Below are 21992 nucleotides of genomic sequence, written 5' to 3' on the forward strand. Positions count from 1 at the left end.
GAGTGGGCTCGTCGGCACGCCGAGGGCGACGTTCCGGATCGGTCACCGTACGGGCTCCATCGACTCGAGGACCACGGCATGCGCGTCACGTTCGCTTCGGCGCAACCCGCGTGCGGGCTCCGGGGCAGGATCGAGGACCGGGTCGCCCGTTCGGTACGGCACCGCACCGACGGCTACGAATTCGTCGAGCGGGTGCTCGGCGTGGGCGCGCACGGCGCCGACGCGATCCTGTCCTACGACGAGCGCACCGGAGTCCCGGCGCTGCTCACCGGCCGGACGCCGGTCGCCGCCGGGATCGGCTGGCTGACGACCCGCGCGAACGCGGGCCGTGTGCACGGCGAGCTCGCGGCGCGGGCGCTGCCGCGTGCCGGTGCGGTGTGGGCCCAGTGCTCGGCCGTGCTGCCCGTGCTCCAGCGGGAGTGGGGGCTTGCCGCTTCCCGTACGCAGTTCATCCCCCTGGGAATCGATACCGATTTCTACGTCCGACAACCGGGTCCGGGTACTCCGGGGCTCGTGGTGAGCGCCGGGGAGGACCGGTTCCGGGACCACGCGACGCTGATCCGTGCACTGGCGAAGGTGCGTGCGCAGCGTCCGGACACCCATCTCGAGCTGGCCTCCGGTCTGCCCTTCGACGCTCCGGAGGGCCTGGTCACGGTGCACACCGAGCGGTTGGACGGACGGATCCGCGACCTCTACGCCCGGGCGTCCGTTGTTGCGATTGCGCTCCATCCTACCGTCACCGGCTCCGGGCTCACGGTGGTGCTGGAGGCGATGGCCAGCGGCCGACCCGTCGTGGTCACCGACAATCCCGGCGTCGCGGACTACGTCGAGCACGGCGTGACCGGCCTGCTCGTGCCCCCGGAGGATCCCGAGGCGCTCGCCGCGGCCGTCGGGGAGTTGCTCACTGACGAGGCCGCGCGGACCGAGATGGGCCGCGCGGCCGCGGCCCGAGCGCGGGAGCGGTTCACGACCGACGTCATGGCCGGGCACTTGGCGAGGATGCTGTCGTCGATGTGATCCCCCCGGTGCCTCCATGGCCGTCCTCTCGTCCCGCGGAGCGATGTGGCCGCGATGATGCGATGACGAAACGTCATGCGTTGTCATTGCGTATAGTATGACGAAGCTGATAGCGCCCGATGACGCGTGAGGAGATGTTCGTGCCGAGCGAACTGGATCGTGCGTACCTGCGCGGCGGTCTGGGATCGGCGCCGCCGCCCGCCGAAGCGGGGGAGCACCCGCTCGTCGTCCTCGTCGTCGCCTACCGGAATCCGGTGGATCTGCGGGCGTGCCTCGAGTCGGTGGCACTGCACCTCCCGGGTATCCGCACCCTGATCTGGGATAATTCCGGACCGGACTGGCCGGGGATCGCCGAGCTCCACGCCGCGTTCCCGGACGTCGAGTGGTACACCGACGGAACGAACAGGGGCTTCGCCGCGGGGGTCAACCGGCTCGCCGCGCTCGCGCCGGAGGCCGACCTGCTGCTGCTCAATCCCGATGCGCTGCTGCTCGGGGATCTGGCCGTGACGCGAGCGGCGTTGCGCTCGCCGGGCGTCGCCGCCGCTGCTCCAAGAATTCAGGATTCAGCACTTTCCGCGAGCGACGGACGCGATTGGGACGTCGCGCACCGTCGGCGGGGCACGGTCCGCGCGCTGACCTCCTACGCGGGCTACGCCGCACGGTTGCGGGGGACTCCGTTGTCGGACCTGTACGGGGAGGCGCCCGGCGAGGTGGAGGGCTACCTGACGGGCGCCTGCCTCGCGATCCAGCGCGACGCGTGGGAGGCGCTCGGGCCGTTCGACGAGGAGTTCTTCCTCTACGGCGAGGAGTCCGACTGGCAGTGGCGCGCCCGGCGCGCGGGCTGGCGGTTGGTGCTGACCGACGATGCGGGAGTCGAGCACGCCGGCCACGGCACCGTCGCCGATGACGCGAAGGCCGGGCGCCGCTCGACCGACCTGCTGCGCGCGAACATCGCCCTGAACCTCGAGCACGACCGCGGCGTTCGTGCCGCCGATACGTACCTGGCGGGCACTGCTCTGCTCGACCGACTGCAGCGGTCGACGCGCCGTGCGAAGGCGACCGCACGGCGGACGGCGAAGCCGGCGATCGTGATCACGACCAACCGGCTGGTGTACGGCGGCGCGGAGCGGCAGCACGCGCTGCTCGCGGCGGAGCTGGATCGTCGCGGTTATCCCGTGACCATCGCCTGCATGCAGCGCTTCGGCCCCATCGTGGCCGAGATCCCGCACTCGGTGCGTGTGGTCCGCCAGCCCTGGTGGGCTCCGGCGCTGGACCCGGTGGACGGTCCGCAGATCCTGATCAGCGCCACGACGAACACCGAGACGGGGTTCGCGTCGCTGTGGCGAGCGGGCTCGAAGGACCGACGGTGGCTGGTGGCCGCGCATTCGTGGTTCGGACCGAACGGCACGACGTTCTCGGCGCCGCTGGCCCGCGCGATGCGCCGTGCCGACGGCTTCGTCGGACTCGCCCCCGGCCACTGGGATGTGGGTTCCCAGTTCCAGGACCTGGGTAAACCGGTCTTCACCGCGCCGAACGGCATCGTCTCGGCGACCGAGCTCGACTCCGCGCCGCCCTCCCGGCCCGTCCGCGCCGCGGGCCGACCGCCGCACCTCGTGATGCTCAGCCGCATCGTCGAGTGGAAGAACCCGCAGCTGCTGGTGGAGGCCCTGGCGGGGATCGACGTGCCGTGGGAGCTGTCGATCTACGGCGACGGCCCGGACCGTGAGCGGCTCGAACCGCTCACGCCCCCCGCGGTACGGGATCGGGTGCACTGGCGAGGCTGGGTCCCGGGCCCCGACACCGCGCTCGCCGACGCGGACCTGCTGTGCGTGCCGAGTCGCGACGAGGCCTTCCCGCTGGTGATCCTCGAGGCCATGGCCCGGGGTGTCCCGGTGGTCGCGTCCGGTACCGGCGCGGTCCCGGAGATGCTCGCCCACGGCGAGGCCGGGCGCCTCGTCGAGGACGTCACCGTCGACGGTTGGCGCGCCGCGATGACCGACTTGCTCGCGCACCCCGAGGCGTGGCCGGCCCTGGGCGATCGGGGCTTCGAGCGGATGCGGGCGAACTACTCGATCGAGGCCATGGCCGACGGCTACGAGGCCGCCTTCGCCGGAGTCCTCCGGTGACGGGGCGCGTGCTCTGGCTCTCGCCCTGGATGCGCCCCCTGGCCCGGGTGTACTGCGAACAGCTCCAGGACGCCGGGTGGGAGGTGGTCCTGGTGACCACGGACCAGCACCCGGAGTCCGACGGTGCGCGGTCCTACGAGCGGGTGCTCGACGCGCGGCCCCGCACCGCCTCGACGTGGCCCGGCTTCGCGCGGGAGCTGCGGGCTGCGCGGTCCTTCGCGCCCGACGTGGTGGTGACCGAACTGGTGCGCGACCCGCGGTGGATGCTGCTCACCGGCGGCGCGCCGCGCGTGAACCTCATCCACGACGACCGGCCGCACGGCGCCGACGAGGTCTTTCCCGCGTGGGAGCGTCGGCTCTTCGGCCGGTGGGCGGAATCAGCGGCGGGAACGGTCGCGTTCAGCGAGTACGTCGGCTGCCGGATCGGCGCGTCCGCGGTGGCGCCGCTCGCCAGCGACCTCGACGAGGCGCGGGTGCCGCCGTTCGTCGGAGCCGGGGGACGCCGCGACTTCGTGGTGTTCGGGCGCCTCTCGGAGTACAAGAACCTCGGCGTCACTCTCGCGGCGTGGGAGCGGCACGTCGCCGGGCCGGGGTGGCGCGGCGACGAGCTGGTCCTCATCGGCGACGGTGACCTCTCCCCGGATCTGCCCCCGGCCGTGCGCTGGCGGCGGGGCACGTACTCGTACGCCGACGTGCTCGAGCCGATGGCCCGGGCCAAGGGCTCGGTGGTGCACTACCGGCGCGCGACGCAGAGCGGAGTCCAGGTGCTCGCGATGCAGCTCGGGGTGACGCCGATCGTCTCCCCCGAGGGCGCGCTTCCCGAGTTCCAGCCGTCCGGCGAGGACCCGATCGGCGTGGACGACGTGGCGGGCCTGGCTCGCGCCTTCGACCGCCTCGCGGATCCCGCGGAGGCCGAGCGCCGCGGCCGGGCCGCGCACGCGCACTACCTGCGCGCACACACGGCGGCGGTCTCGACGGACGCGCTCGGCGCGGAGTTGTCGCGTGCGGCGGGGGAGCGGAACGCGCCCCCGCACAGGACCACTCATCGGACCCGCGGTGCGGGTGAGCTCGAAGGAGACGGACATGGCGGATTGGCTTCGTGACTCGGTGACCGGGGTGGACTCGGAGCGGTCGCTCTCGGGGCGGGCCCGGGCCCGGCGGTGGGACGAGCTGCTGCGGCGGTTCCCGGACTTCGCGGAGATGCGGGTGCTCGACCTGGGCGGCACCCCCGACTCGTGGCGGCTCGCCCCGGAACGACCCGCCTCGGTGACCACCGTGAACCTGATGGACCTTCAGTCGTGGTCGCCCGACATCGTGGCCGTGCAGGGCGACGCCTGCACGCTCCCGGCGGCGATCGCGGCGGACCGGTTCGACCTGGTCTTCTCGAACTCGCTGCTGGAGCACGTCGGCGGGCACGTCCAGCGGCAGCGCCTGGCCGACAACGTGCACGCGCTCGCGGACCGGCACTGGGTGCAGACGCCCTACCGGTACTTCCCGGTCGAGCCGCACTGGCTGTTCCCCGGCATGCAGTGGCTGCCCTACGAGGCCCGGACGCAGATCTCGTTGCGCTGGAACCGCGGCCACGTCCGCACCCACACCCGCGCCGAGGCGCAGGACCAGGTCGACGAGATCGATCTAGTTGGCATCTCACAGATGCGGCGGTACTTCCCCGACTCGGAGGTCTGGTTCGAGCGGTTCGCGGGCCTGGTGAAGTCCCTCGTCGCGATCCGCGCGTGAGCCGTGTCCCCGGTTCCGGGCCGGTCAGTGCCGGCGATCGGCCGCGCGGGCACGCACCGCGCGGAGCAGGAACGCGGGGTTGCCCAGCAGGTACCGCCCGGCCTTGTGGGGCTCCCGCACCAGGATGTCCACCCATTCGACGCCCAGCCGCCGGGCCAGTCCGGGCGCCCGGGTGCGGGTGCCCGCCCAGAAGCCGAAGAGACCGCCCACGCCGGCGGTGAGCGGGACGCGCAGCGCGGAGCGGTTCCGCTCGATCCACTCCTCCTGCAGCGGGTTCCCGAAGCCGACCAACAGCACGTCGGGCGCGGCGGCGTCGATCGCGGCCAGGACCTCCGCGCCGTCCGACAGGTCGAAGTAGCCGTGGTGCCGACCCGCGACCTCGACGGGAAAGCGCCGCTCGGCGGCGGCCGCGGCGGCGGCGTTGACGTCCTCGGTCCCGCCCAGCAGGTACACCCGCAGGCCGGGGCTCGCCTCCAGCAGGGCGGGGATCACGTCGGTGCCGTTGAGGTTGGCGCGCAGCTGGACTCCGCGCATGCGTGCCGCCCAACGCACGCCCGTGCCGTCACCGAAGACGAAGGTCGACGCGTTGAGGACGTCCCGGTACTCGTCCGATCGCGCGGCCACGTTGAGCGTCGCGGCGTTGGGGAAGACGACGGTGCTGCCCGCAGGTCCACGCGCGGCCGCCTGCAGGCGGGACACCGCGGACTCGAGCGGGAGATCGTCGAATTCGACGCCGAGGATGCGCACTTCTTGCGACACGAAGGCAGGCTACCACCGTCCTTTGCGACTGCAGTAGACTGCATGGTGGCCGGACGGCCCAGTACGTTGTGCGCCCGGCCGGGTGGTGTTGCGGGGGTGAAGGAATGAGTGCGATCCGCCGTACCGCCGTCGTCGTCCTCCTCGTCTGCGCCCTCCTGGCCGCGACCGTCGCCGTGCCGCGGTCGGCGGCGCCCGAGCAGTCGACGGACGGCCTGCGGGGCATCAACATCGCCACCCTCCTGACGCAGGCGGTCACGATCTACGACCACCCGACGGTCACGGGGACCGGGGAGCCGCTCTCGACCTACGTGCGGTTGCAGCAGCTCGGCCACCGCCTGATCCGCCTCCCCGTCGACTGGAACTTCCTGCAACCGGATCTGGACACGGGCGAGGAGGACTTCCACCCGGCGTACTGGAACGCAGTGCGCTCGGAGGTGGGCAAGATCAAAGCGGCGGGCCTGCGCGTGGTGCTCACGCTGCACTCCGGGTGCGAATGGCGCAAGCCGAAGACGACATCGGCGCCGCTCGTCTGCGGCGCGGGGCTGAGCACGGATCAGACGGACCGGGTGTGGCGGACCTTCTCGGACGCGTTCCGGGACGATCCCGCGGTGATCGCTTACGACCTGTTCAACGAGCCCACGCGGTTCAGCCATCCCACCCGCCGGGACCTGCAGGCGCCGGACAAGCCGGCGTACTCCGTCTACCAGCGGCACGTGAATTCGGTCGTCCGGGCGCTCCGCGAGAACGGCGATCGGAAGACGATCTGGGTGGAGGGGCTGTGCTGCTCGCCGTACACGGACTTCCTCTACACGGATCCGTCCGGCGGCTGGGTGGACGATCCGCTGTGGCGCATCGTCTACTCGCAGCACATGTACCCGGCGCGCAACAGCAGCGAGGGCGAGGTCTTCGACGCCGCGAAGCTCGACGAGGACTACGTCCGCGACGCGGGCAAGCCCTGGGTCGACCGGGGCTACGAGCGGGGATTCATCGGCCGGCTGCGGGATTTCGGCGAATGGTGCCGGCGCAGCGCGGTGAGCTGCTCCGTCGGCGAGGTCGGCTGGTACGGCCCCGGCCAGTCCGCGGCGAACGCGGAGCAGTGGAACCTGCTCGGTGACCGCTGGTACTCGCTCGCCGACACCTACGGCTTGTCGGTCACCTACTTCGGCACGTCCTCGGCCTTCCACGGGCCGCTGTGGGCCTACGACGCCCCGGGCCCGGACGTCTGGTTCCCCGCGCCGGGACTGTCCCGCAAGCAGTCCCAGTCGGCGATCATCGAGAAGCCCGAGCACCTCTCGCGCGGATAGCCCGCGGCTCACCGGTCGGTGCGGGTTACGGACGCGGTCGCGCGAGTTCCGTCCACAACGTCGCGAGCCGCGCGTGCCAGGGGGCGATCGCGAAATCCCCGGCACGCCGGCGGGCCCCGGTCGAGATCGTCTCCCGCAGTGCGGGATCCTCGACCAATCGCGCGAGCGCACCGGCGAGCGCGGGCACGTCGCCCGGCGGTACCAGGACGCCGTCCACGCCGTCGGTGATCGCGTCGGGGATGGCGCCGACGGGGGTGGTCAGCGGCGCGAGGCCCGCGGCCATCGCCTCCAGGAGGGCCATGGGCAGGCCCTCGTCGTAGCTCGGCAGCGCGAAGACCTGTGCGGTGGCGAGCAGCGCATCGCGCCCCGCGGGGTCGACCCAGCCGCTCACCGTCACCGCGTCGCCGACGTCGGCGGCCGCGACGGCGGCGCGCACCTCGTCCACCTCGCCGTCGCCCGCGAGGGTCAGGTGCAGCCGAGCGCGCACCGCGGGCGGCAGCGCGGCCACCGCCGCGACGAGGTCGTAGCTGCCCTTCCGGACGCCGAGGCGGCCGAGCGCGACCGCCCGGACGACGCCGTCGACCGGGGCACCGTCGTCCCCGTGATCCGGGACCGGGGGCACGGGGTTGTAGAGCACCTCCACCGCGCCGCGCGGCAGCGCCATCGCGGCCGCGTACTCCTCGGCCAGCCCGGTGCCGAGCACGAGCCACCGATCGGCGGGCAGCGCGGCCCGCACGAGCGGACGGGCGGGGGCGGGCAGCCCCGCGACCCAGCCGCCGAAGTCGAAGCTGTGCCCGTGCACCACGGCGGGTACGCCGCGCACGCGCGCGGCCCAGAGCACCGGCGCCTTCCGGACCACGCTGCCGCCGTGCGAGAGGTGCACGTGCACGACGTCGACGCGGCCGCGCAGCACCGCGAGCACGCCCCGCGCCATGCCGGCCAGCCCCGCCCGCAGCCGCCGTCCGACGGTGCCGTCGATGTACGTGGTCACCAGCCGCACGTCGATCGACGGGTCCGGTTGCGCCGCCATGTGGCCGACCACCGTGGCGATGCCGCCGCGGCTGGACGGCCCGGGCGCGGCGGGGCCGACGACGAGCACGTGCGTTTGTGCGATCACAGACATAGTCTATCGGCGTGACCAGCCCCGAGAACCGCTCCCTGCTGCCCCTGTCCCTCGCCGTGCTGCACCTCGCCGCGCGGCGCGGCCGCGCCGCCCTCCGCGACGCGATCCGGCGTCCGGATGCCGTGCCCGGTAAGGAGTTCCGGATCGCCGCGGAGGGCTCGGAGATCACCCCGGCCGGCCCGGACGAGACGCTCGCGGCGGCCGTTCTCGCCGGCGTGCCGCGCGCCGACGCCCGGCGTGCCCTGCTCTCGGGCGGCCTGACGGGGATCGTCGTGACGCATCCGGACGGGCGGGTGGATCGCGCGATCGGCCGGGTCGACCTGGGCACCGGGACGATCGACGTGCACGTCACGCCCCTCGGCACGCCGCCGGACCCCCGGGCCGCGGAGCCGCTCGCCGCCTACGCCCGCCACCGGCTGAGCGAGGACGAGCATCTGCGCCGGGTCTCGGTCACCGTGCCCGCCGGTCACCCCGTCGTGGAGCGGCTGGTCGCGGCCGGTTTCGTCGACGAGGGCTGGGCGCCTCCTGTGGGCGGCTGGACCGACGCCCGCCTGCTCACCCACCTGCGCTGACGGGTCAGGCGCCGCGCAGCCGCCGCGGCGCGGCGGTCCGCCGCAGCGCGGGCGCCACGGGACGGCCCTGCAGCAGCCCGTCGACGGTGCCCGCCTCCAACGCCTTCCGGTAGGGCACGAGCGCCTGCGCGACGGCGTCGACGGTGTGATCGACGTCGGCGTCGGTGTGCGCGGCGGAGATCACGAAGGACTGCCCGAGCACACCGCGGCGCAGCAGCTCCTGCAGGAACAGCGTGCGATACGCCTGCGACGGTGCGCCGTCGGCATCGCGGGTGGTGAAGACGAGGCACGAGGGCCGGCCGATCGCCCGCACCGCGTCGCCGACGCCCGCGGCCTCGGCGGCGGCGTTCACCCCGTCGGCCAGGCGGCGCCCGGCCCGCTCCATCGCGCCCACCGGATCGCCCTCCCGGTAGGCCCGGGCGACGGCGCGGAAGGCGGTGAGCGAGACCGACTCCGGACCGTGCGTCGTGGACAGCAGGAAGACGCGCTCGGCGTCGGTGTTCAGGCCGCCCAGTTCCATGAACTCGCGCTTGCCGGCGAGCGCGGCGATCGGGAAGCCGTTGCCCATGGCCTTGCCCCAGCAGGAGAGGTCGGGCGTCACGCCGTACACCGACTGCGCGCCGTGCGGCGACCAGCGGAAGCCGGTGATCATCTCGTCGAAGACCAGAAGGGCGCCGTGCTCGTCGCACAGGGCCCGGACGGTCTCCAGGAAGCCGGGCTCCGGCTCGGCGAGCGCGGTGGCCGCCTCGAGGAAGACCGCCGCGATGGCGCCCGGGTACTCGGCGAACAGCGTGCGCAGGGAATCGGCGTCGTTGTAGCGGAAGCGCACGGTGGCATCCCGCGCCGCCGCGGGGATTCCGGCGTTCATGTCCGTGACGCCGATGAACCAGTCATCCACGGAGAAGAAGGGCTGATCGCAGATCGCCACCAGCTCGCGGCCGGTCACGGCGCGGGCCAGCCGGACGGCGGCGGTGGTGGCGTCGGAGCCGTTCTTGCCGAACTTCACCATGTCCGCGGTCGGCACCAGCTCGAGGAAGTCCTCGGCGGCGTCGAGCTCGGTCGTCGTGGGCCGGCTGAAGCTCAGGCCGTCGTCGAGGCAGGCGCGCACGGCCTCCACGACGGGCGGGTAGGCGTGCCCCAGGGTCACGGCGCGCAGTCCCATGCCGTACTCGACGTATTCGTTGCCGTCCGCGTCCCAGACCCGCGCGCCGCGGCCGCGGGTCAGCACGGGCGGCATGAACTCGGGGTACTGGTCGGCGCCGCGGGCGTAGGTGTGCGCGCCGCCGGGCACCAGGTGGTGCAGGCGGTCCTGCAGCGCGCGGGAACGGGCGAATCCGGGTTCGGTCATGGTTGGTTCACCAATCTTCCACGGAGGGCGGGCCAGGCGTCGAGCACCTCGTCGTACAGGTCGGGCAGCGTCAGCACGACGGGGCCGTCGAGGGTGATCAGGTGCTCGGGCGCGACGATCGGGATGTCGGTGCCGGGCATGCGGCGTCCCTGCTTCGACGGTGACGCGTCGGCCACGCAGGTCACGAGGCCCGCGTCGAGCCCGGCGAGCGCGAACAGGGCCACGGCCCGCGATGCGGCGCCGTAGGCCGCGACGGTGCGGCCCGCTGCGGCGTGCCCCTGCGCCCACTCCCGGAGCGCCCGGGCCTGGTCGGCGGGCGCGGCGCTGAGGGTGCGCAGGCCCGCGGGGGTGCCGAGGCCGGCTTCGGCCTCGGTCGCGAGGATCCGGCGCACGACGGGGTCGGCGGCGCCCGCGCCGGGAACGACATCGGCCGTGCCGGCGTGCCGCACCGCGAGCAGCACGGTGCCGCCGTACAGGTCGAACTCGAAGGCGCGCACCGGCTCCAGGCCGGCGGCGGCGAGCAACCGCAGCAGGGCCGTCAGCGTGTAGTAGCCGAAGTGGCCGTGCCGCAGGGCGGTCCACTGCTGCTGATCGACGATGCCGCCGAGCGGCTGGTACTGCAGGAGCAGCACGCCGCCGGGCGCGACGGCCGCGGCGCGCGCGGCGAAGGCGGCCCGCTGGTCCGGCTCGTGCATGATCCCGAAGCTGTCGAGCACCACGTCGGCGGGGCCGTCGGTCTCGTGGAAGCCGCGGTCCGCGAGCAGCGGCACCCAGGTGCCGCCGTGCGGGCTGCCGAACTCGCGCACCGTCGTACCGGGGAGGAGGCCGGCGTCGGCGACCCGGCCCACCGCGTCGGCGGCCTGCTCGCGCAGGGCGCGCGGCTCCACGCCGCGCGGCTCGTCCGTCACGGTGTCATCGTCGGCGAGTTGCGCGAGTCCGCACGCCGCGCACAGGTCCATCGCGAGCGGATGCGCGGATTCGCCGGGGTCCACCGGGGATCCGGCGGCCGGGAAGTGGTCCGCCGCGGGGACGCGGCCGAGGTCCAGCACCCGGGTGAGCTTGGGAGAGCCGCACGCGCGGCACGCACGGGCGTGTCTCATGGCAGCATGTCCTCATGCGCATCGAGCAGACCGACCTGGCCGACGTCCTGCTGCTGGTTCCCACTCCGCACGCCGACGACCGGGGCCTGTTCACCCGCACCTTCGATGCGGAGATCTTCGACGAGTACCTCGGGGAGCCGGGCGCCGCAGCGCGATTCGTGCAGGACTCGCAGTCCCGCTCGGTGCGGGGCGTGCTCCGCGGGATGCACGGCCGCTCCGGCCGGGGAGAGGCCAAGCTGGTGCGCTGCGCGCACGGCGCGGTGCACGACGTCCTGGTGGACGCGCGACCGTACTCGCCCACCTTCGGCCGGTCGCAGGCCTTCCGCCTGGACGACGAGGCCTTCCGCACGCTGTACGTGCCGCCGGGCTTCCTGCACGGCTTCCAGGCGCTGACCGACGTGGCGGACGTCTGCTACCGGATCGACCGCCCGCACGACCCCGCCGAGGATCTCGCGGTGCACCACGCCGATCCGGAACTGGCCCTGCAGTGGCCGCTGGCCGCGTCGATCGTCTCGCCGCGGGACCGCGCGGCCGGCACGTGGGCCGACCTGCGCGCGCGCCTGGGCTGAGCCGGTCATCGCCGGCGCATCGACGCGTCGATCGCGCCCTCGCCCTGCAGCTCCTTGAGCACGGCGAGCCGGGTGAAGTCGTCGTGGAAGGAGCGTTCGGTGAGCCCGTACTCGGTGTAGGCCCGGTGCAGCTCGGCCGCGCCGTCCGCCACCGTCCACTGCGCCTCGAAGCCGAGTTCGTCGCGGGCGCGGGAGAAGTCGACCCGGTAGGAGCGCGGGTCGTTGCCCGCCTCGCCGGTGATCCGGACCGCGGCGTCGGGGACCACGTCGACCACGGCCTGCGCGATCTCGGCGACGGTCACGTTGTTGCGCTCGGTGCCGACGTTGTAGGCGCGCGCCGAGATCGTGTCCTTCGGCGCGGTGAGGCAGGTGGCGAAGGCGCGGGCGATGTCCTGTGCGTGCACCAGCGGGCGCCACGGCGTCCCGTCGGAGAGCACCAGCACCTCGCCGGTGAGCACCGCGTAGCCCATCAGGTTGTTGAGCACGATGTCCGCGCGCAGCCGCGGCGAGAAGCCGAAGGCCGTGGCGTTGCGCAGGAAGACGGGCGTGAAGTCGGCGTCCGCGAGGGCCGCGGCGTCGTCCTCGACCCGCACCTTGCTGATCGCGTACGGCGTGATCGGGTTGAGCGGGGCGTCCTCGGTCACGAGGCCGTCGCCCGCGGCGCCGTAGACGGAACACGTGGAGGCGTACAGGAACCGGGACACGCCCGCCTCCTTCGCCAGCCGCGCGAGCCGGCTCGACGCGGCGTGGTTGATGTCGTAGGTGATCTCCGGTGCCAGCGAGCCGAGGGGGTCGTTGGACAGGGCCGCGAGGTGGATCACCGCGTCGAAGCCCTGCAGCTCGTCGACGGTCACGTCGCGCAGGTCGGTGGTGATCGTGGGCGGGTCGGCCACCGCCGGCCCGAGGACGCGGTCGGCGAAGAGCCCGGAGTCGAGGCCGGTGACCTCGTGTCCCTCCGCGCGCAGGATCGGTGCCATCACCGTTCCCAGGTATCCCTGGCTGCCCGTGAGCAGGACCTTCATCGATTTCCTCCGAGATCTACGATCGCTTTTTCCAGCATGAAGCCCTCGGCGTAGGTGGAGCGGCACTGGATGCCGCGCAGCCGCGCCAGGCCGAGGAAGGACTCGTCGTCGAACCAGTCGTGGTCGACCTGCGAGGGGTAGTGCTCCGTGAGCAGCCGCGTCTTCGCCATCGCGGCGTACGCCGAGAGCGGGTTGAAGACGGTGGGCCGCGGGGTGTCGGTCTCCCACTTGAGGATCTCGTAGCCGAGGATCAGGTGGTCCCGGAACTCCTGCGGCACCAGCTCCGCGAGCTGGCGGTGGTCCTGGTGCGCGTCGCCCCGGTGGGGCGCGAAGACGATGTCGGGCGATGCCGACCGCTTGAACTGCGCCAGCAGGGATTTCTCCCGCTGCCAGTGCGCGGGGGCCCGCCCGTCGGGCAGGTCCAGCACCGTGATGTGCAGTTCCGCCTCCGGCGCGAACGCGGCGAGAGCCGCCCGCTCCTCCGCCTCCCGCGGGGTGCCTGCGCCGCTGCCCACGAAGGCCCGCACGCGCAGACCGGGATTGGCCTCCGCGAGCTGGAGCAGGGTTCCGCCCATGCCGATCGCGATGTCGTCGCAGTGCGCGCCGAGGACCGCGATCTCGGAGATCCGGCCGGCGGAGAGCCCGATCATCCGACCGGGTCCTTCCACACCATCCAGGGGCGGTCGCCGCGGGCGTAGCCGGCGTCGAGGTCGGCCCGCTCCTTGAAGGTGTCGGCCGGCTTCCAGAAGCCGCGGTGCTTGTAGCCCAACAGCTTCCCCTCCTTGGCCAGCGCCGTGCACGAGTCCGCCACCAGGTCGCCGCCGGGCGGCAGGTGATCGAACACCTCCTGGGTCAGCACGAAGTAGCCGCCGTTCTCCCAGATCGGGAACTCGGAGACGGGGGTGATGCCGGTGACCTTCGACTCGCCGTCCACGTCCACGCAGTGGAACGAGGACTGCGGCGGCACCAGCAGCATCGACGCGGCGGAACCGGTCTCCTTGACTTGGTCGATGATGGTGTTCATCGGGGCGTCGCTGAGCACGTCGGCGTAGTTGGCGAGGAAGTACTCGTCGCCGTCCAGGTAGGGCCGCGCGCGCCGGAGGCGTTCGCCGATAGCGGATTCGAGGCCGGTGTCGACGAAGGTGATCGTCCACTCGCGCATGTCGGCGCCGAGCAGCTCCACCTCGCCGCCACGGATCACGAAGTCGTTCGACTCGGTCTCGCGGTAGTTGAGGAAGTAGTTCTTGATGTGCTGCGCGCCGTAACCCAGGCACAGCACGAACTCGGTGTGCCCGAAATGGGCGTAGTACCGCATGACGTGCCAGATCAGCGGCCGCGGGCCCACGAGCTGCATGGGCTTGGGCACCATGTCGTCCGCGGTGTTGCGCATGCGCATGCCGTAGCCGCCGCAGAACAGGACAACCTTCATCGCTCAGACCTCCGTGGTGGCGGCGGCCGGCCGCGCGGTGTGCAACTGGGGCATGGGGTAGACCACCTCGGTGCCCTGGTCGATCAGGGGACGCAGCTGCTCGGTGATCTCGGTCTCGAGGTTCCACGGCAGCACGACGATCACGTCGGGGCGGTCGGCGTCGAGCCGCTCGGGCTCGTGGATGGGGATGCGTGTGCCGGGGGTGAACCGCCCGTGCTTGTAGGGATTGCGGTCCACGGTGTACTCGAGCAGGTCGGGCCGGATGCCGCAGTAGTTGAGCAGCGTGTTGCCCTTGCCCGGGGCGCCGTAGCCGGCCACCCGCTTGCCGGCGGCGCGGCACTCGAGCAGGAAACGGAGCAGGTCCTGCCGGGCCCGGTCGGCCTGCGCCTGCATGCCGGTGTAGCCGGAGAGCGCGTGCAGCCCGGCCTCCTCCTCGATCCGCAGCACCTCGCGCACCCGGTCCGACGGTGCCTGCGCGACCCCGTCGGGGCGCGCCCAGACGCGGATCGAGCCGCCGTGGGTGGGGATGGTCTCGACGTCGACGACCGCGAGGCCCGCGGTCGCGAGCGCGCGCTGGGCGCTGAGCACCGTGTAGTACTGGAAGTGCTCGTGGTAGATCGTGTCGAACTGGCCCTCGGCGACGAGGGCGAGCGCGTGGTGCACCTCGATGCTCAGCCAGCCGTCGTCCGCGAGCAGGCCCCGCAGGCCCTGGGTGAAGCCCAGGAGGTCGGGGATGTGCGCGTAGACGTTGTTCGCGACCACGAGATCGGCGGGGCCGTGCTCGGCGCGGACCTGCGCGGCGGTCTCCGGGCCGAGGAAGGCGGTCACCGTCGGGACGCCCTTGTCGCGGGCGGCCTGCCCGACGTTGACCGAGGGCTCGATGCCGAGGCAGGGCACGCCGGCGGCGACCGCGTGCTGCAACAGGTATCCGTCGTTGCTCGCGACCTCGATGATGAGGCTGTCGCCGTCGAGTTCGAGGCGTCGGATCGAGTCGTCGACGAATCGGCGCGCGTGGTCGACCCAGCTCGCCGAGAACGAGGAGAAGTACGCGTACTCCGAGAAGGTCTCCTCGGGGAGGATCAGCGCGGGGATCTGGAGGAGCAGGCACTCCTCGCAGATCCGCAGGTGCAGGGGGTAGGTGGGCTCGGGGCCGTCCAGTTCCGCTGCCGTGAGGAACATTTCACAAGGTGGTGTGGCGCCCAGATCGACCACGCTGCGCAGCCGGGGCGAGCCGCATAGACGGCATTTCATGATGTATTCCGTAACTCTTCGCGGGGCTTCGATCGTTGAGCATAGACCTTCACAGCTTTTCTGGTTGCAAACGGTTAATCATCTTGCGATTGCAACGCTGACGGTCTACGGTAGCAACCGGCGGCCATTCGATCCGCCGCGCGGCGCTCGGAGAGTCGAGGGGTGCCGTCGCGGAGGGGCCGAGGCCCGGATGCGGTGAGGATGGCTTGTGAACAGGGCGAACGATGTTCTCGGCGAGTGATTCGCACCGGACCCGGGGGTGGCCGTGAGCACCGTCACGCCACCGGGCGGGGCGATGCGCGCACGGGACCACGAAGACATGAGACGAAGCTCACTGGATTAGCTATTCGCAACTGCAATATGTAGATTGTCGATTCTGGCCTAGTCGGGACGGCGCATTGTTTCGGGGCCCGCAGCGACGGACGAATGTGAGGAGCGGGACTTGTCGATCGACACCTGGGCAGCGGCACCTGTCGCCCCGGCGGAGCCCTTGCCCGTCGCCGTCATCACGCCCGAGAAGACCTCGACCGCCGCGCCCGACCACTCGGCTTCGTCGACCCCCATGATCGCCGTGCCGCGGGTTCCTTCGGCCCGCGCGGTGGCAGATGCCCACCGGACCCGCCTGAGCCGTCGGATCGTCGCCGCGGACGCGGCCGTCGCCGTCGCGGCCTCCGCCGCGGGACTCACGGTCGGCTACGCCGAGGGCGAGAGCGTCCCCGAACTGGCGGCCATCGTCATCGGAGCGAACCTGTTCTGGTTCCTCCGCCTCTGGCGCTCCCGGCCGATGGCCCTGCCCCTCCTCCAGCTCGGTTCGCCCGAGCTGCGCCGCGTGCTCGTCACGGCTCAGCTCGTCTACGGGCCGCTGGCGCTGATCGAGCTGCTCTTCCCCTGGATGCTCCCGCACGCGCTGTTCGTCGCCTCGGCGCCCGTCGCCGTGGCCGGCGCGCTCCTCGTGCGTCTCCGGTTCCGGCACAGCGCCGCCGCCGTGGCCCCGGTGCCCACGCTCGTGGTCGGCGGCTTCGCCTCGGCCACCGCGTCCGCCCGGAGCCTGCTCCAGGCCGACACCGCGGGCGCGCAGGTCGTCGGCGTCTGCCTCCCCGCGAACGACGCCGTCGTGGTCGACGCGATCGAGCTCTCCGGCACGCGGATCCCCGTCGTGGGCACCGACCGCACGGTGATCGAGTCGGCGCGTGAGACCGGCGCCGGGATCGTGGTGCTCACCGCCACGGACTCCCTCGGCCCCGACGACGTCCGCGAGCTGATGTGGCAGCTCGCCGCGGAGGGCATCGAACTCGTGGTCACGGCCGGCCTGCCCGACGTCGCCCGCGCCCGCATGGTCACCGGCTCCGTCGGGCGCACCCCGATGACGCACGTCGCCGCGCCGCAGCCCGCACGCTCCTACGGGCTCGGCAAGCGCCTGCTCGACCTCGCGGTCGCCGGCACCGGCGTGCTCGTGACGGCTCCCGTGATGCTCGTGATCGCCGCCGCGGTCAAGGCGGACAGCCGCGGCCCCGTCTTCTACCGCGCCCAGCGCGTCGGCGCGGGCGGCGAGCTCTTCGACATGATCAAGTTCCGCAGCATGCACGTCGACTCCGACGTCCGGCGCGACGTGCTGGCGGACGAGAACATGGGCGCCGGACCGCTGTTCAAGGTCAAGAACGATCCTCGGGTCACCCGGGTGGGCCGGTTCATCCGCCGGTACAGCCTGGACGAGCTGCCGCAGTTCTTCAACGTGCTCGGCGGGTCGATGTCGGTGGTCGGACCGCGCCCGGCGCTCGCGCACGAGGTCGAGCAGTATCCGCCGGTCATGCTCCGCCGGATGCTGGTCAAGCCCGGCGTCACCGGCGCTTGGCAGGTCAACGGCCGGTCGAATCTCAGCTGGGACGAGTCGATCCGGCTCGACGTGGGCTACGTCGAGAACTGGTCGCTCGGCCGGGACGTGGGCATCATCGCGCGGACCGTGCGCACGGTGCTCGCCTCCGACGGCGCGTACTGACGGGACGTATCGTCGTCGGAGTGCAGGAGATCCCACCCCCTCCGACGGTGTCCGACGGCCCGCGGCTGCCCACCGACCGCCGCACGCTGGCGTGCGTCGCGCTCGGCGGCGCTCTGGCCGCCGTCGCCGCGAGCCGGCTCTCCTCCGCGCCGGCGTGGCGGGCCCTGGAGTTCGACGTCCGGATCGCGGGCCTCGCCGTGCTCTCGCTCCTGACCGGGGCGCTCTTCGCCCTCCGCGACGTGATCGGCGACCGCTGGTTCGCCTTCCTCGTCTTCGGGGTCCTGGCGGGATTCGGCTCGGTGGGCGTCTACGGCCTGCTGTCCCTGCTCGCGATGCCCCCGTCGGCGGGTGTGCGCTTCCTGTTCGCGGCCCCCGCCGTCGCGGCCCTGGGGATAGCCGCGGGCCGGGCGATCGTGCGGAGGGCGCGGCGATGACGCTGCTCGTCGCGCTCGCCGGGGCGGCCGGTTCGGTGCTCGGCTACCGGCTCCTCGCGCGCGGGCCCCGCTGGACGCGGATGCTGTGCGTCACCATCGCGGTCTCGGCCGTGTTGGGCGGCACCGCCCGGCTGGTGCGCATCGTGGGCGACACGGGTTTCGCCGCCCTCCCCGTCGCCCTGCTGGGGCCGATCGTCACCTTCCTGGGGATCGGCTGGTGGCTCACCGAGGCGCCGCGCCGCGACGCCTGGCGGGCCGCCCTCGTGGTGGGCGGCGGCGTCGCCGCGGCGATCCTCGGCTACCTCTCGATCGACCTCATGGGCCTGGCCTACGTCAAATTCCCACGTTTCGGCTGAGCTCCTTGGCGACGAGGGCGGCGAAGCCGCGGACGTCGTCCTCGGTGGTGTCCCAGGCGCACATCCAGCGGACCTCGCCGCGGATCTCGTCCCAGAAGTAGAACGGCACCCGCTCCATGAGCGCCTCGGCGGCGGCGTGCGGGAGCTCGGCGAAGACGGCGTTGGACTGCACCGGCTGGGTGATCGTCACCCCGTCGATCCCGCCGGTGAGCTCGGCGAGGAGCCGCGCCATCGCGTTCGCGTGCCCGGCGACCCGCAGGTACCGGTCGTCCGAGAACAGCGCGAGGAACTGCGCGGCCAGGAAGCGCTGCTTCGAGGCCAGCTGCATCGACAGCTTGCGCACGTACTCGATCCCGGGCGCGGAGGCCGCGTCGAGCACGACCACCAGCTCCGCGCCGAGCAGGCCGCTCTTGGTGCCGCCGACGCTCACGATGTCGGCGCCGACGTCGGTGGTGATCGCCCGCAGGTCCGTGCCGAGGCTCGCGGCCGCGTTCGCCAGGCGCGAGCCGTCGATGTGCAGGAGCCAGCCGCGCTCGTGGGCGTACGCGGCGAGGGACCGCAGCTCGTCCGGGCTGTAGACCGTGCCGAGTTCGGTGGACTGCGCCACCGAGAGCACCCGCGGCTGCGCCCAGTGCACGTCGCCCGCGCGGTCGGGCACGGCGGCGGTGATGGCCTCGGGGGTCAGCTTGCCCTCGGTGGTGGGCACGACGAAGAGCTTGAGCCCGGCGAGCTTCTCCGGGGCGCCGCCCTCGTCGACGTGGATGTGGCCGGTATCGGCGCAGACCACCGCGGACCAGCGGTCGGAGACCGCCGACAGGGCGACGACGTTCGCGCCGGTGCCGTTGAAGACGGGGAAGGCCTTCGCCCCGGCGCCGAAGATCTCGGCGATCCGCTCGCCGAGCGCGGCGGTGTAGTCGTCGGCGCCGTACGCGCCCTGGTGCCCGAGGTTGGCCTCGGCGATCGCCTCGAGCACCTCCGGCAGCACGCCGGCGTAGTTGTCGCTCGCGAATCCGCGCTTGGCGGGATCGTGCAGGCGGGTCATGCGGTCACCTCCGGTACCAGGGTGTCGACGATGCCGTTGACCTCGGCCGCGGGGGCGTCCCACAGTGCGACGAGGCGGTCGGCCACGTCGCCGATGGGCGTGTAGCGCGGGAACTTCCGTTCGGGGGCGTCTGCCTTCATCTGCGGCGTGAGCAGCGCCATCACGCGTACGACCGTCGCGGCGGCACCGGTGCCGGTGAAGCCGTCGGCGAGCGCGAGGGTCCACGCCTCGGCCGCGGCCTTGGCGGAGGCGTACATCGCGTTCTTCGCCGTCGGCTTCGCGACCGAGACCGACGAGATCACGGCGACGCGCGCGTCCTCGCTCGCGGCGAGCGCCGGGAACAGCGGCTGCGAGACGTTCTGCAGGCTGCGGATCAGGCCCGCCTCGAGGAAGTCCCAGTCGGCGGGGTCGGCCTCGTCGATCGGCGTGCCGCCGCGCCAGCCGCCCACGAGGTGCAGCAGGCCGTCGGCGCCGTCGTGCTCGGCGACGATGCGCCGGACCGCCTCCGCGGTGGCCTCCCGGTCGGACAGGTCCGCGCGGTAGGCGCTGACGCCGTCGAGGTTCGCGATCGACTCCGCCGGCGCGCCGCGCGTGATCACTGCGGGCTTCGCCCCGGCGGCGACGAGCCGCCGCACCACCTCCTGGCCCAGTGCCCCGTTCGCGCCCGTCACCACGACGGTGCGCCCCGTCACCCCGCTCATGCCGGTACCTCCGTCGCCGTCGCCGCCGTGATGCCCTTCGCGCTCTCGATCACGGGACCCATCTTGCGCCGCAGCGCCTCGTAGAACATGTTGAGGGGGAACTCGTCGGGGAGGACGAGGTCCACCAGGGCCTTCGGCGGACCGTCGAGCGGCAGGGCCGACGGGCCCTTCGCCCAGGTCGAACCGGGGCCGGGCGCGACGTAGGAGGAGACGAACTCGTAGCTCGCGAGCCACTGGCCCACCTTCGACCGGTCGATGCCGGTGCGGTAGAGCTCCTCGATCTCCTCGGTCAGCCGGATCACCTGGAGCGGCAGCTCCTTCCAGTCGAAGGAGAGGCGGTTGTCGCGCCAGCGCAGCGCGCCGTGCCGGTGCAGGTAGGCGAACAGGAGCTGCCCGCCGAGGCCGTCGTAGTTGCGTACGCGGTCCCCGGTGATGGGGAAGCGGAAGAGGCGGTCGCAGAGGATCGCCAGCTGCACCGGCAGCCCGTACGGGTGGCCCTCCTGCTGGAGGCGGTAGGCCTCGCGGAAGGTGGTCAGGTCGCAGCGCAGCTCCTCGAGCGAGTACTGCCAGTACGGCATCCGCTGCTTGATCATGAACGGATCGAAGGGCAGGTCGCCCCGGCTGTGCGTGCGGTCGTGGATCAGGTCCCACAGCGCGAACGTCGACTGGGCGAGGGACTGCGAGGCGACGAGCCGCTCGCCGTCGGGCGGCAGGCGCAGCGAGAGGATCTCGGCGGCCGCGCTCGTCACCCGGCGGAACCGGGCCGCCTCGCGGTCGCAGAAGATGGCGCCCCAGTGGAACTCCGGGGTCTGCGCGACGGTCACGGTTTCGGGGAAGAGCACCGCGGAGTGGGTGTCGTACCCGGGGGTGAAGTCCTCGAAGGCCACGGCCAGGAACTGGCGGTTGTCGAAGACGCGCTCGGTCTCGGCCAGCCACTGCGGCCAGACGATGCGCAGCAGCACCGCCTCGAAGACCTTGCCCGCGTTGCCGTTCTGCGTGTACATGGGGAAGACGACGAGGTGCTCGGCGCCGTCCACCCGGTTCCGGTCCGGGCGGAACGCCGCGAGGGACTCGTCGAACTCGGGGCGCTCGAAACCACCCTCGATCCACCGCCGGAAGTCGAAGGGCAGCGCGGCGAGGTACTCGGCGTCGTGGGGGAAGCGGGGGGCCAGCGCCGCGATCCGCGTCACGATCTCGTCGACCAGGTCGCCGGCGCGGCCGTGATCGGCGGGGTCCGGGACGGCGCCGGACGCGTCCTGGAGGCCGCGCAGCTCCTCCACGGCGGCCTTGAGCGCGGCCCAGTCGGGGGTGCTCGCGGCGCCGGAGTCGGTGGTGGCGGGCACGTCCTCGTGGGCGCCGGCGGCCCAGGTGACCGCGTTGGCCCAGAGGGTGCGCTGGTCGAGGTCGTCGATCGAGTCGTCGCCGACGAGGTCCGAGTCCGCGAAGACGACGACCCGGCCGCGGTCGACCTGCAGCGCGGCGGCCAGCGGCCGGCCCGCGGGGGAGGCCGTGTCGCTGGTGCGGGCCAGCACGGTGGCGCCGGGCGCGGCCGTGAGGTCGAGGACGCCGGTGCGGTAGAAGCACGCGCCGTCGACGGCGGCGGCGATGCCCTGGCCGCCCAGCTCGGGCGCGATGTCCGAGCGGACCCAGGTGGCGTTGCCGCCGTGCCTGCGCTCGCCCGCGGCCTCCTGCACGACCACCGACTCCACGTGCACCCCGAACCGGCCGAGCAGCTCGTCGAGGTTGTTGCCCGAGGTCGCGGTGTCGCACTCGGCGAGCACCACGAGCCCGCCGCCGTCCCGGACGTACTGCTCGATCGCGTCGAGCTCGTCGGAGGCGTACACGGGCGGTAGGTCACCCGTGACGCGCTCGACGCCCGGCCGCGCGAGGTGCGGAATCACGTAGACATCGGCCGCGGCGAGCTCGTCGGACCCGATGTGCGGGGCGAGGGCGTCGGTCACCGTCATGCCGCGGCGACGGAGCGTGTCGACCGCTTCGGCCAGGCTCGCGTCGGCCGGGTTCGGGGGAACCATCTCGCGCGCCCGGTCGAGCGACGTGGCCCACGCACAGCTGCGGGCCTGCTCCACCTGCACGCGAGGGAACACC

21 protein-coding genes are annotated in these 21992 nt (G+C 72.8%); 10 read left to right on the forward strand and 11 right to left on the reverse strand.

The features are described 5' to 3' along the window. The first annotated feature begins 78 nt into the window (after window positions 1-78). From LB823_RS00645 to LB823_RS00660, 4 genes are all read left to right on the forward strand, one after another. Window positions 79-1017 carry a glycosyltransferase family 4 protein gene (locus LB823_RS00645; protein WP_224644829.1) on the forward strand — a complete coding sequence of 313 codons (939 nt, stop codon included), beginning with the start codon at window positions 79-81 and terminating at the stop codon, window positions 1015-1017. 140 nt (window positions 1018-1157) lie between these two features. Then, a complete protein-coding gene (locus LB823_RS00650) occupies window positions 1158-3143 on the forward strand; it encodes a glycosyltransferase (protein WP_224644830.1) in 1986 nt (661 codons plus the stop codon). 8 nt (window positions 3144-3151) lie between these two features. After that, a complete protein-coding gene (locus LB823_RS00655; protein ID WP_224644948.1) occupies window positions 3152-4246 on the forward strand; it encodes a glycosyltransferase family 4 protein in 1095 nt (364 codons plus the stop codon). Next, the gene (locus tag LB823_RS00660; RefSeq protein WP_224644831.1) at window positions 4227-4880 is read left to right on the forward strand and encodes a class I SAM-dependent methyltransferase; all 654 of its coding nucleotides are present in this window, start codon (window positions 4227-4229) and stop codon (window positions 4878-4880) included. The genes LB823_RS00655 and LB823_RS00660 overlap by 20 nt, the downstream gene beginning before the upstream one ends. 24 nt (window positions 4881-4904) lie before the next feature. Here LB823_RS00660 and LB823_RS00665 read toward each other — a convergent pair whose 3' ends face one another. Further along, the gene (locus LB823_RS00665; RefSeq protein ID WP_224644832.1) at window positions 4905-5639 is read right to left on the reverse strand and encodes a WecB/TagA/CpsF family glycosyltransferase; all 735 of its coding nucleotides are present in this window, start codon (window positions 5637-5639) and stop codon (window positions 4905-4907) included. A 104-nt stretch (window positions 5640-5743) separates the two neighbouring features. Between LB823_RS00665 and LB823_RS00670 the strand changes: the two genes are divergently transcribed. After that, window positions 5744-6943, forward strand: a complete 1200-nt coding sequence (locus LB823_RS00670; RefSeq protein ID WP_224644833.1) for a glycoside hydrolase family 5 protein — start codon at window positions 5744-5746, stop codon at window positions 6941-6943. Window positions 6944-6968: 25 nt separating this feature from the next. Here the strand turns inward: LB823_RS00670 and LB823_RS00675 are convergent, their stop codons facing one another. Continuing rightward, on the reverse strand, window positions 6969-8066 hold the full coding sequence (locus tag LB823_RS00675) for a glycosyltransferase family 4 protein (RefSeq protein ID WP_374201257.1): 1098 nt from the start codon (window positions 8064-8066) through the stop codon (window positions 6969-6971). An 11-nt stretch (window positions 8067-8077) separates the two neighbouring features. Here LB823_RS00675 and LB823_RS00680 point away from each other — a divergent pair, with 11 nt between their 5' ends. Continuing rightward, window positions 8078-8638: a hypothetical protein gene (locus LB823_RS00680; RefSeq protein ID WP_224644835.1), complete on the forward strand. Its 561-nt coding sequence runs from the start codon at window positions 8078-8080 to the stop codon at window positions 8636-8638. 4 nt (window positions 8639-8642) lie between these two features. Here the strand turns inward: LB823_RS00680 and LB823_RS00685 are convergent, their stop codons facing one another. Together LB823_RS00685 and LB823_RS00690 are read right to left on the reverse strand one after the other, a co-directional pair. Next, on the reverse strand, window positions 8643-9986 hold the full coding sequence (locus LB823_RS00685) for a glutamate-1-semialdehyde 2,1-aminomutase (RefSeq protein WP_224644836.1): 1344 nt from the start codon (window positions 9984-9986) through the stop codon (window positions 8643-8645). After that, on the reverse strand, window positions 9983-11086 hold the full coding sequence (locus LB823_RS00690; RefSeq protein WP_224644837.1) for a methyltransferase domain-containing protein: 1104 nt from the start codon (window positions 11084-11086) through the stop codon (window positions 9983-9985). Before LB823_RS00690 ends, LB823_RS00685 begins: the two co-directional genes overlap by 4 nt. A gap of 14 nt (window positions 11087-11100) precedes the next feature. On the opposite strand from LB823_RS00690, the gene rfbC reads away from it, so the two are divergent. Continuing rightward, the gene (gene rfbC / locus LB823_RS00695) at window positions 11101-11655 is read left to right on the forward strand and encodes a dTDP-4-dehydrorhamnose 3,5-epimerase (protein ID WP_224644838.1); all 555 of its coding nucleotides are present in this window, start codon (window positions 11101-11103) and stop codon (window positions 11653-11655) included. A 5-nt stretch (window positions 11656-11660) separates the two neighbouring features. Here the strand turns inward: rfbC and LB823_RS00700 are convergent, their stop codons facing one another. The 4 genes from LB823_RS00700 to LB823_RS00715 are packed head-to-tail and all read right to left on the reverse strand — an operon-like array spanning window position 11661 to window position 15357. After that, window positions 11661-12677, reverse strand: a complete 1017-nt coding sequence (locus LB823_RS00700; RefSeq protein WP_224644839.1) for an NAD(P)-dependent oxidoreductase — start codon at window positions 12675-12677, stop codon at window positions 11661-11663. After that, window positions 12674-13327 carry a PIG-L deacetylase family protein gene (locus tag LB823_RS00705; RefSeq protein WP_224644840.1) on the reverse strand — a complete coding sequence of 218 codons (654 nt, stop codon included), beginning with the start codon at window positions 13325-13327 and terminating at the stop codon, window positions 12674-12676. The genes LB823_RS00700 and LB823_RS00705 overlap by 4 nt, the downstream gene beginning before the upstream one ends. After that, window positions 13324-14106: a glucose-1-phosphate cytidylyltransferase gene (locus LB823_RS00710; protein ID WP_224644841.1), complete on the reverse strand. Its 783-nt coding sequence runs from the start codon at window positions 14104-14106 to the stop codon at window positions 13324-13326. The genes LB823_RS00705 and LB823_RS00710 overlap by 4 nt, the downstream gene beginning before the upstream one ends. 3 nt (window positions 14107-14109) lie before the next feature. Next, window positions 14110-15357 (reverse strand): class I SAM-dependent methyltransferase, encoded by a 1248-nt coding sequence (locus LB823_RS00715; RefSeq protein WP_224644842.1) that lies wholly within the window; start codon window positions 15355-15357, stop codon window positions 14110-14112. A 442-nt stretch (window positions 15358-15799) separates the two neighbouring features. Here LB823_RS00715 and LB823_RS00720 point away from each other — a divergent pair, with 442 nt between their 5' ends. Genes LB823_RS00720 through LB823_RS00730 form a run of 3 tightly spaced genes read left to right on the forward strand, consistent with a single transcriptional unit; the run spans window position 15800 to window position 18143 of the window. Then, entirely contained in the window at window positions 15800-17353 is a 1554-nt protein-coding gene (locus LB823_RS00720) for a sugar transferase (RefSeq protein ID WP_224644843.1), read from the forward strand. A 20-nt stretch (window positions 17354-17373) separates the two neighbouring features. Continuing rightward, window positions 17374-17787 carry a hypothetical protein gene (locus LB823_RS00725; RefSeq protein ID WP_224644844.1) on the forward strand — a complete coding sequence of 138 codons (414 nt, stop codon included), beginning with the start codon at window positions 17374-17376 and terminating at the stop codon, window positions 17785-17787. Next, complete coding sequence (locus LB823_RS00730; protein WP_224644845.1) at window positions 17784-18143, forward strand: hypothetical protein; 360 nt, start codon at window positions 17784-17786, stop codon at window positions 18141-18143. The genes LB823_RS00725 and LB823_RS00730 overlap by 4 nt, the downstream gene beginning before the upstream one ends. Here the strand turns inward: LB823_RS00730 and LB823_RS00735 are convergent. The 3 genes from LB823_RS00735 to LB823_RS00745 are packed head-to-tail and all read right to left on the reverse strand — an operon-like array spanning window position 18121 to window position 21991. Beyond that, entirely contained in the window at window positions 18121-19185 is a 1065-nt protein-coding gene (locus tag LB823_RS00735) for a low specificity L-threonine aldolase (RefSeq protein ID WP_224644846.1), read from the reverse strand. The genes LB823_RS00730 and LB823_RS00735 overlap by 23 nt on opposite strands. Further along, the gene (locus LB823_RS00740; protein WP_224644847.1) at window positions 19182-19886 is read right to left on the reverse strand and encodes an SDR family NAD(P)-dependent oxidoreductase; all 705 of its coding nucleotides are present in this window, start codon (window positions 19884-19886) and stop codon (window positions 19182-19184) included. The genes LB823_RS00735 and LB823_RS00740 overlap by 4 nt, the downstream gene beginning before the upstream one ends. Then, window positions 19883-21991, reverse strand: a complete 2109-nt coding sequence (locus LB823_RS00745; RefSeq protein ID WP_224644848.1) for a DUF6421 family protein — start codon at window positions 21989-21991, stop codon at window positions 19883-19885. The genes LB823_RS00740 and LB823_RS00745 overlap by 4 nt, the downstream gene beginning before the upstream one ends. Window position 21992 lies beyond the last annotated feature (1 nt).

The sequence above is a fragment of the Tsukamurella sp. M9C genome (assembly GCF_020169415.1).
In the GTDB taxonomy this organism is placed as follows: Bacteria; Actinomycetota; Actinomycetes; order Mycobacteriales; family Mycobacteriaceae; genus Tsukamurella.

Coding starts and splice junctions, on each gene's coding strand:
- LB823_RS00645 (WP_224644829.1), top strand. CDS start 79: ATGCGCGTCACGTTCGCTTCGGCGCAACCCGCGTGCGGGCTCCGGGGC.
- LB823_RS00660 (WP_224644831.1), top strand. CDS start 4,227: ATGGCGGATTGGCTTCGTGACTCGGTGACCGGGGTGGACTCGGAGCGG.
- LB823_RS00685 (WP_224644836.1), bottom strand. CDS start 9,986: ATGACCGAACCCGGATTCGCCCGTTCCCGCGCGCTGCAGGACCGCCTG.
- LB823_RS00730 (WP_224644845.1), top strand. CDS start 17,784: ATGACGCTGCTCGTCGCGCTCGCCGGGGCGGCCGGTTCGGTGCTCGGC.
- LB823_RS00675 (WP_374201257.1), bottom strand. CDS start 8,066: ATGTCTGTGATCGCACAAACGCACGTGCTCGTCGTCGGCCCCGCCGCG.
- LB823_RS00715 (WP_224644842.1), bottom strand. CDS start 15,357: ATGAAATGCCGTCTATGCGGCTCGCCCCGGCTGCGCAGCGTGGTCGAT.
- LB823_RS00670 (WP_224644833.1), top strand. CDS start 5,744: ATGAGTGCGATCCGCCGTACCGCCGTCGTCGTCCTCCTCGTCTGCGCC.
- LB823_RS00735 (WP_224644846.1), bottom strand. CDS start 19,185: ATGACCCGCCTGCACGATCCCGCCAAGCGCGGATTCGCGAGCGACAAC.
- LB823_RS00740 (WP_224644847.1), bottom strand. CDS start 19,886: ATGAGCGGGGTGACGGGGCGCACCGTCGTGGTGACGGGCGCGAACGGG.
- rfbC (WP_224644838.1), top strand. CDS start 11,101: ATGCGCATCGAGCAGACCGACCTGGCCGACGTCCTGCTGCTGGTTCCC.
- LB823_RS00700 (WP_224644839.1), bottom strand. CDS start 12,677: ATGAAGGTCCTGCTCACGGGCAGCCAGGGATACCTGGGAACGGTGATG.
- LB823_RS00705 (WP_224644840.1), bottom strand. CDS start 13,327: ATGATCGGGCTCTCCGCCGGCCGGATCTCCGAGATCGCGGTCCTCGGC.
- LB823_RS00710 (WP_224644841.1), bottom strand. CDS start 14,106: ATGAAGGTTGTCCTGTTCTGCGGCGGCTACGGCATGCGCATGCGCAAC.
- LB823_RS00690 (WP_224644837.1), bottom strand. CDS start 11,086: ATGAGACACGCCCGTGCGTGCCGCGCGTGCGGCTCTCCCAAGCTCACC.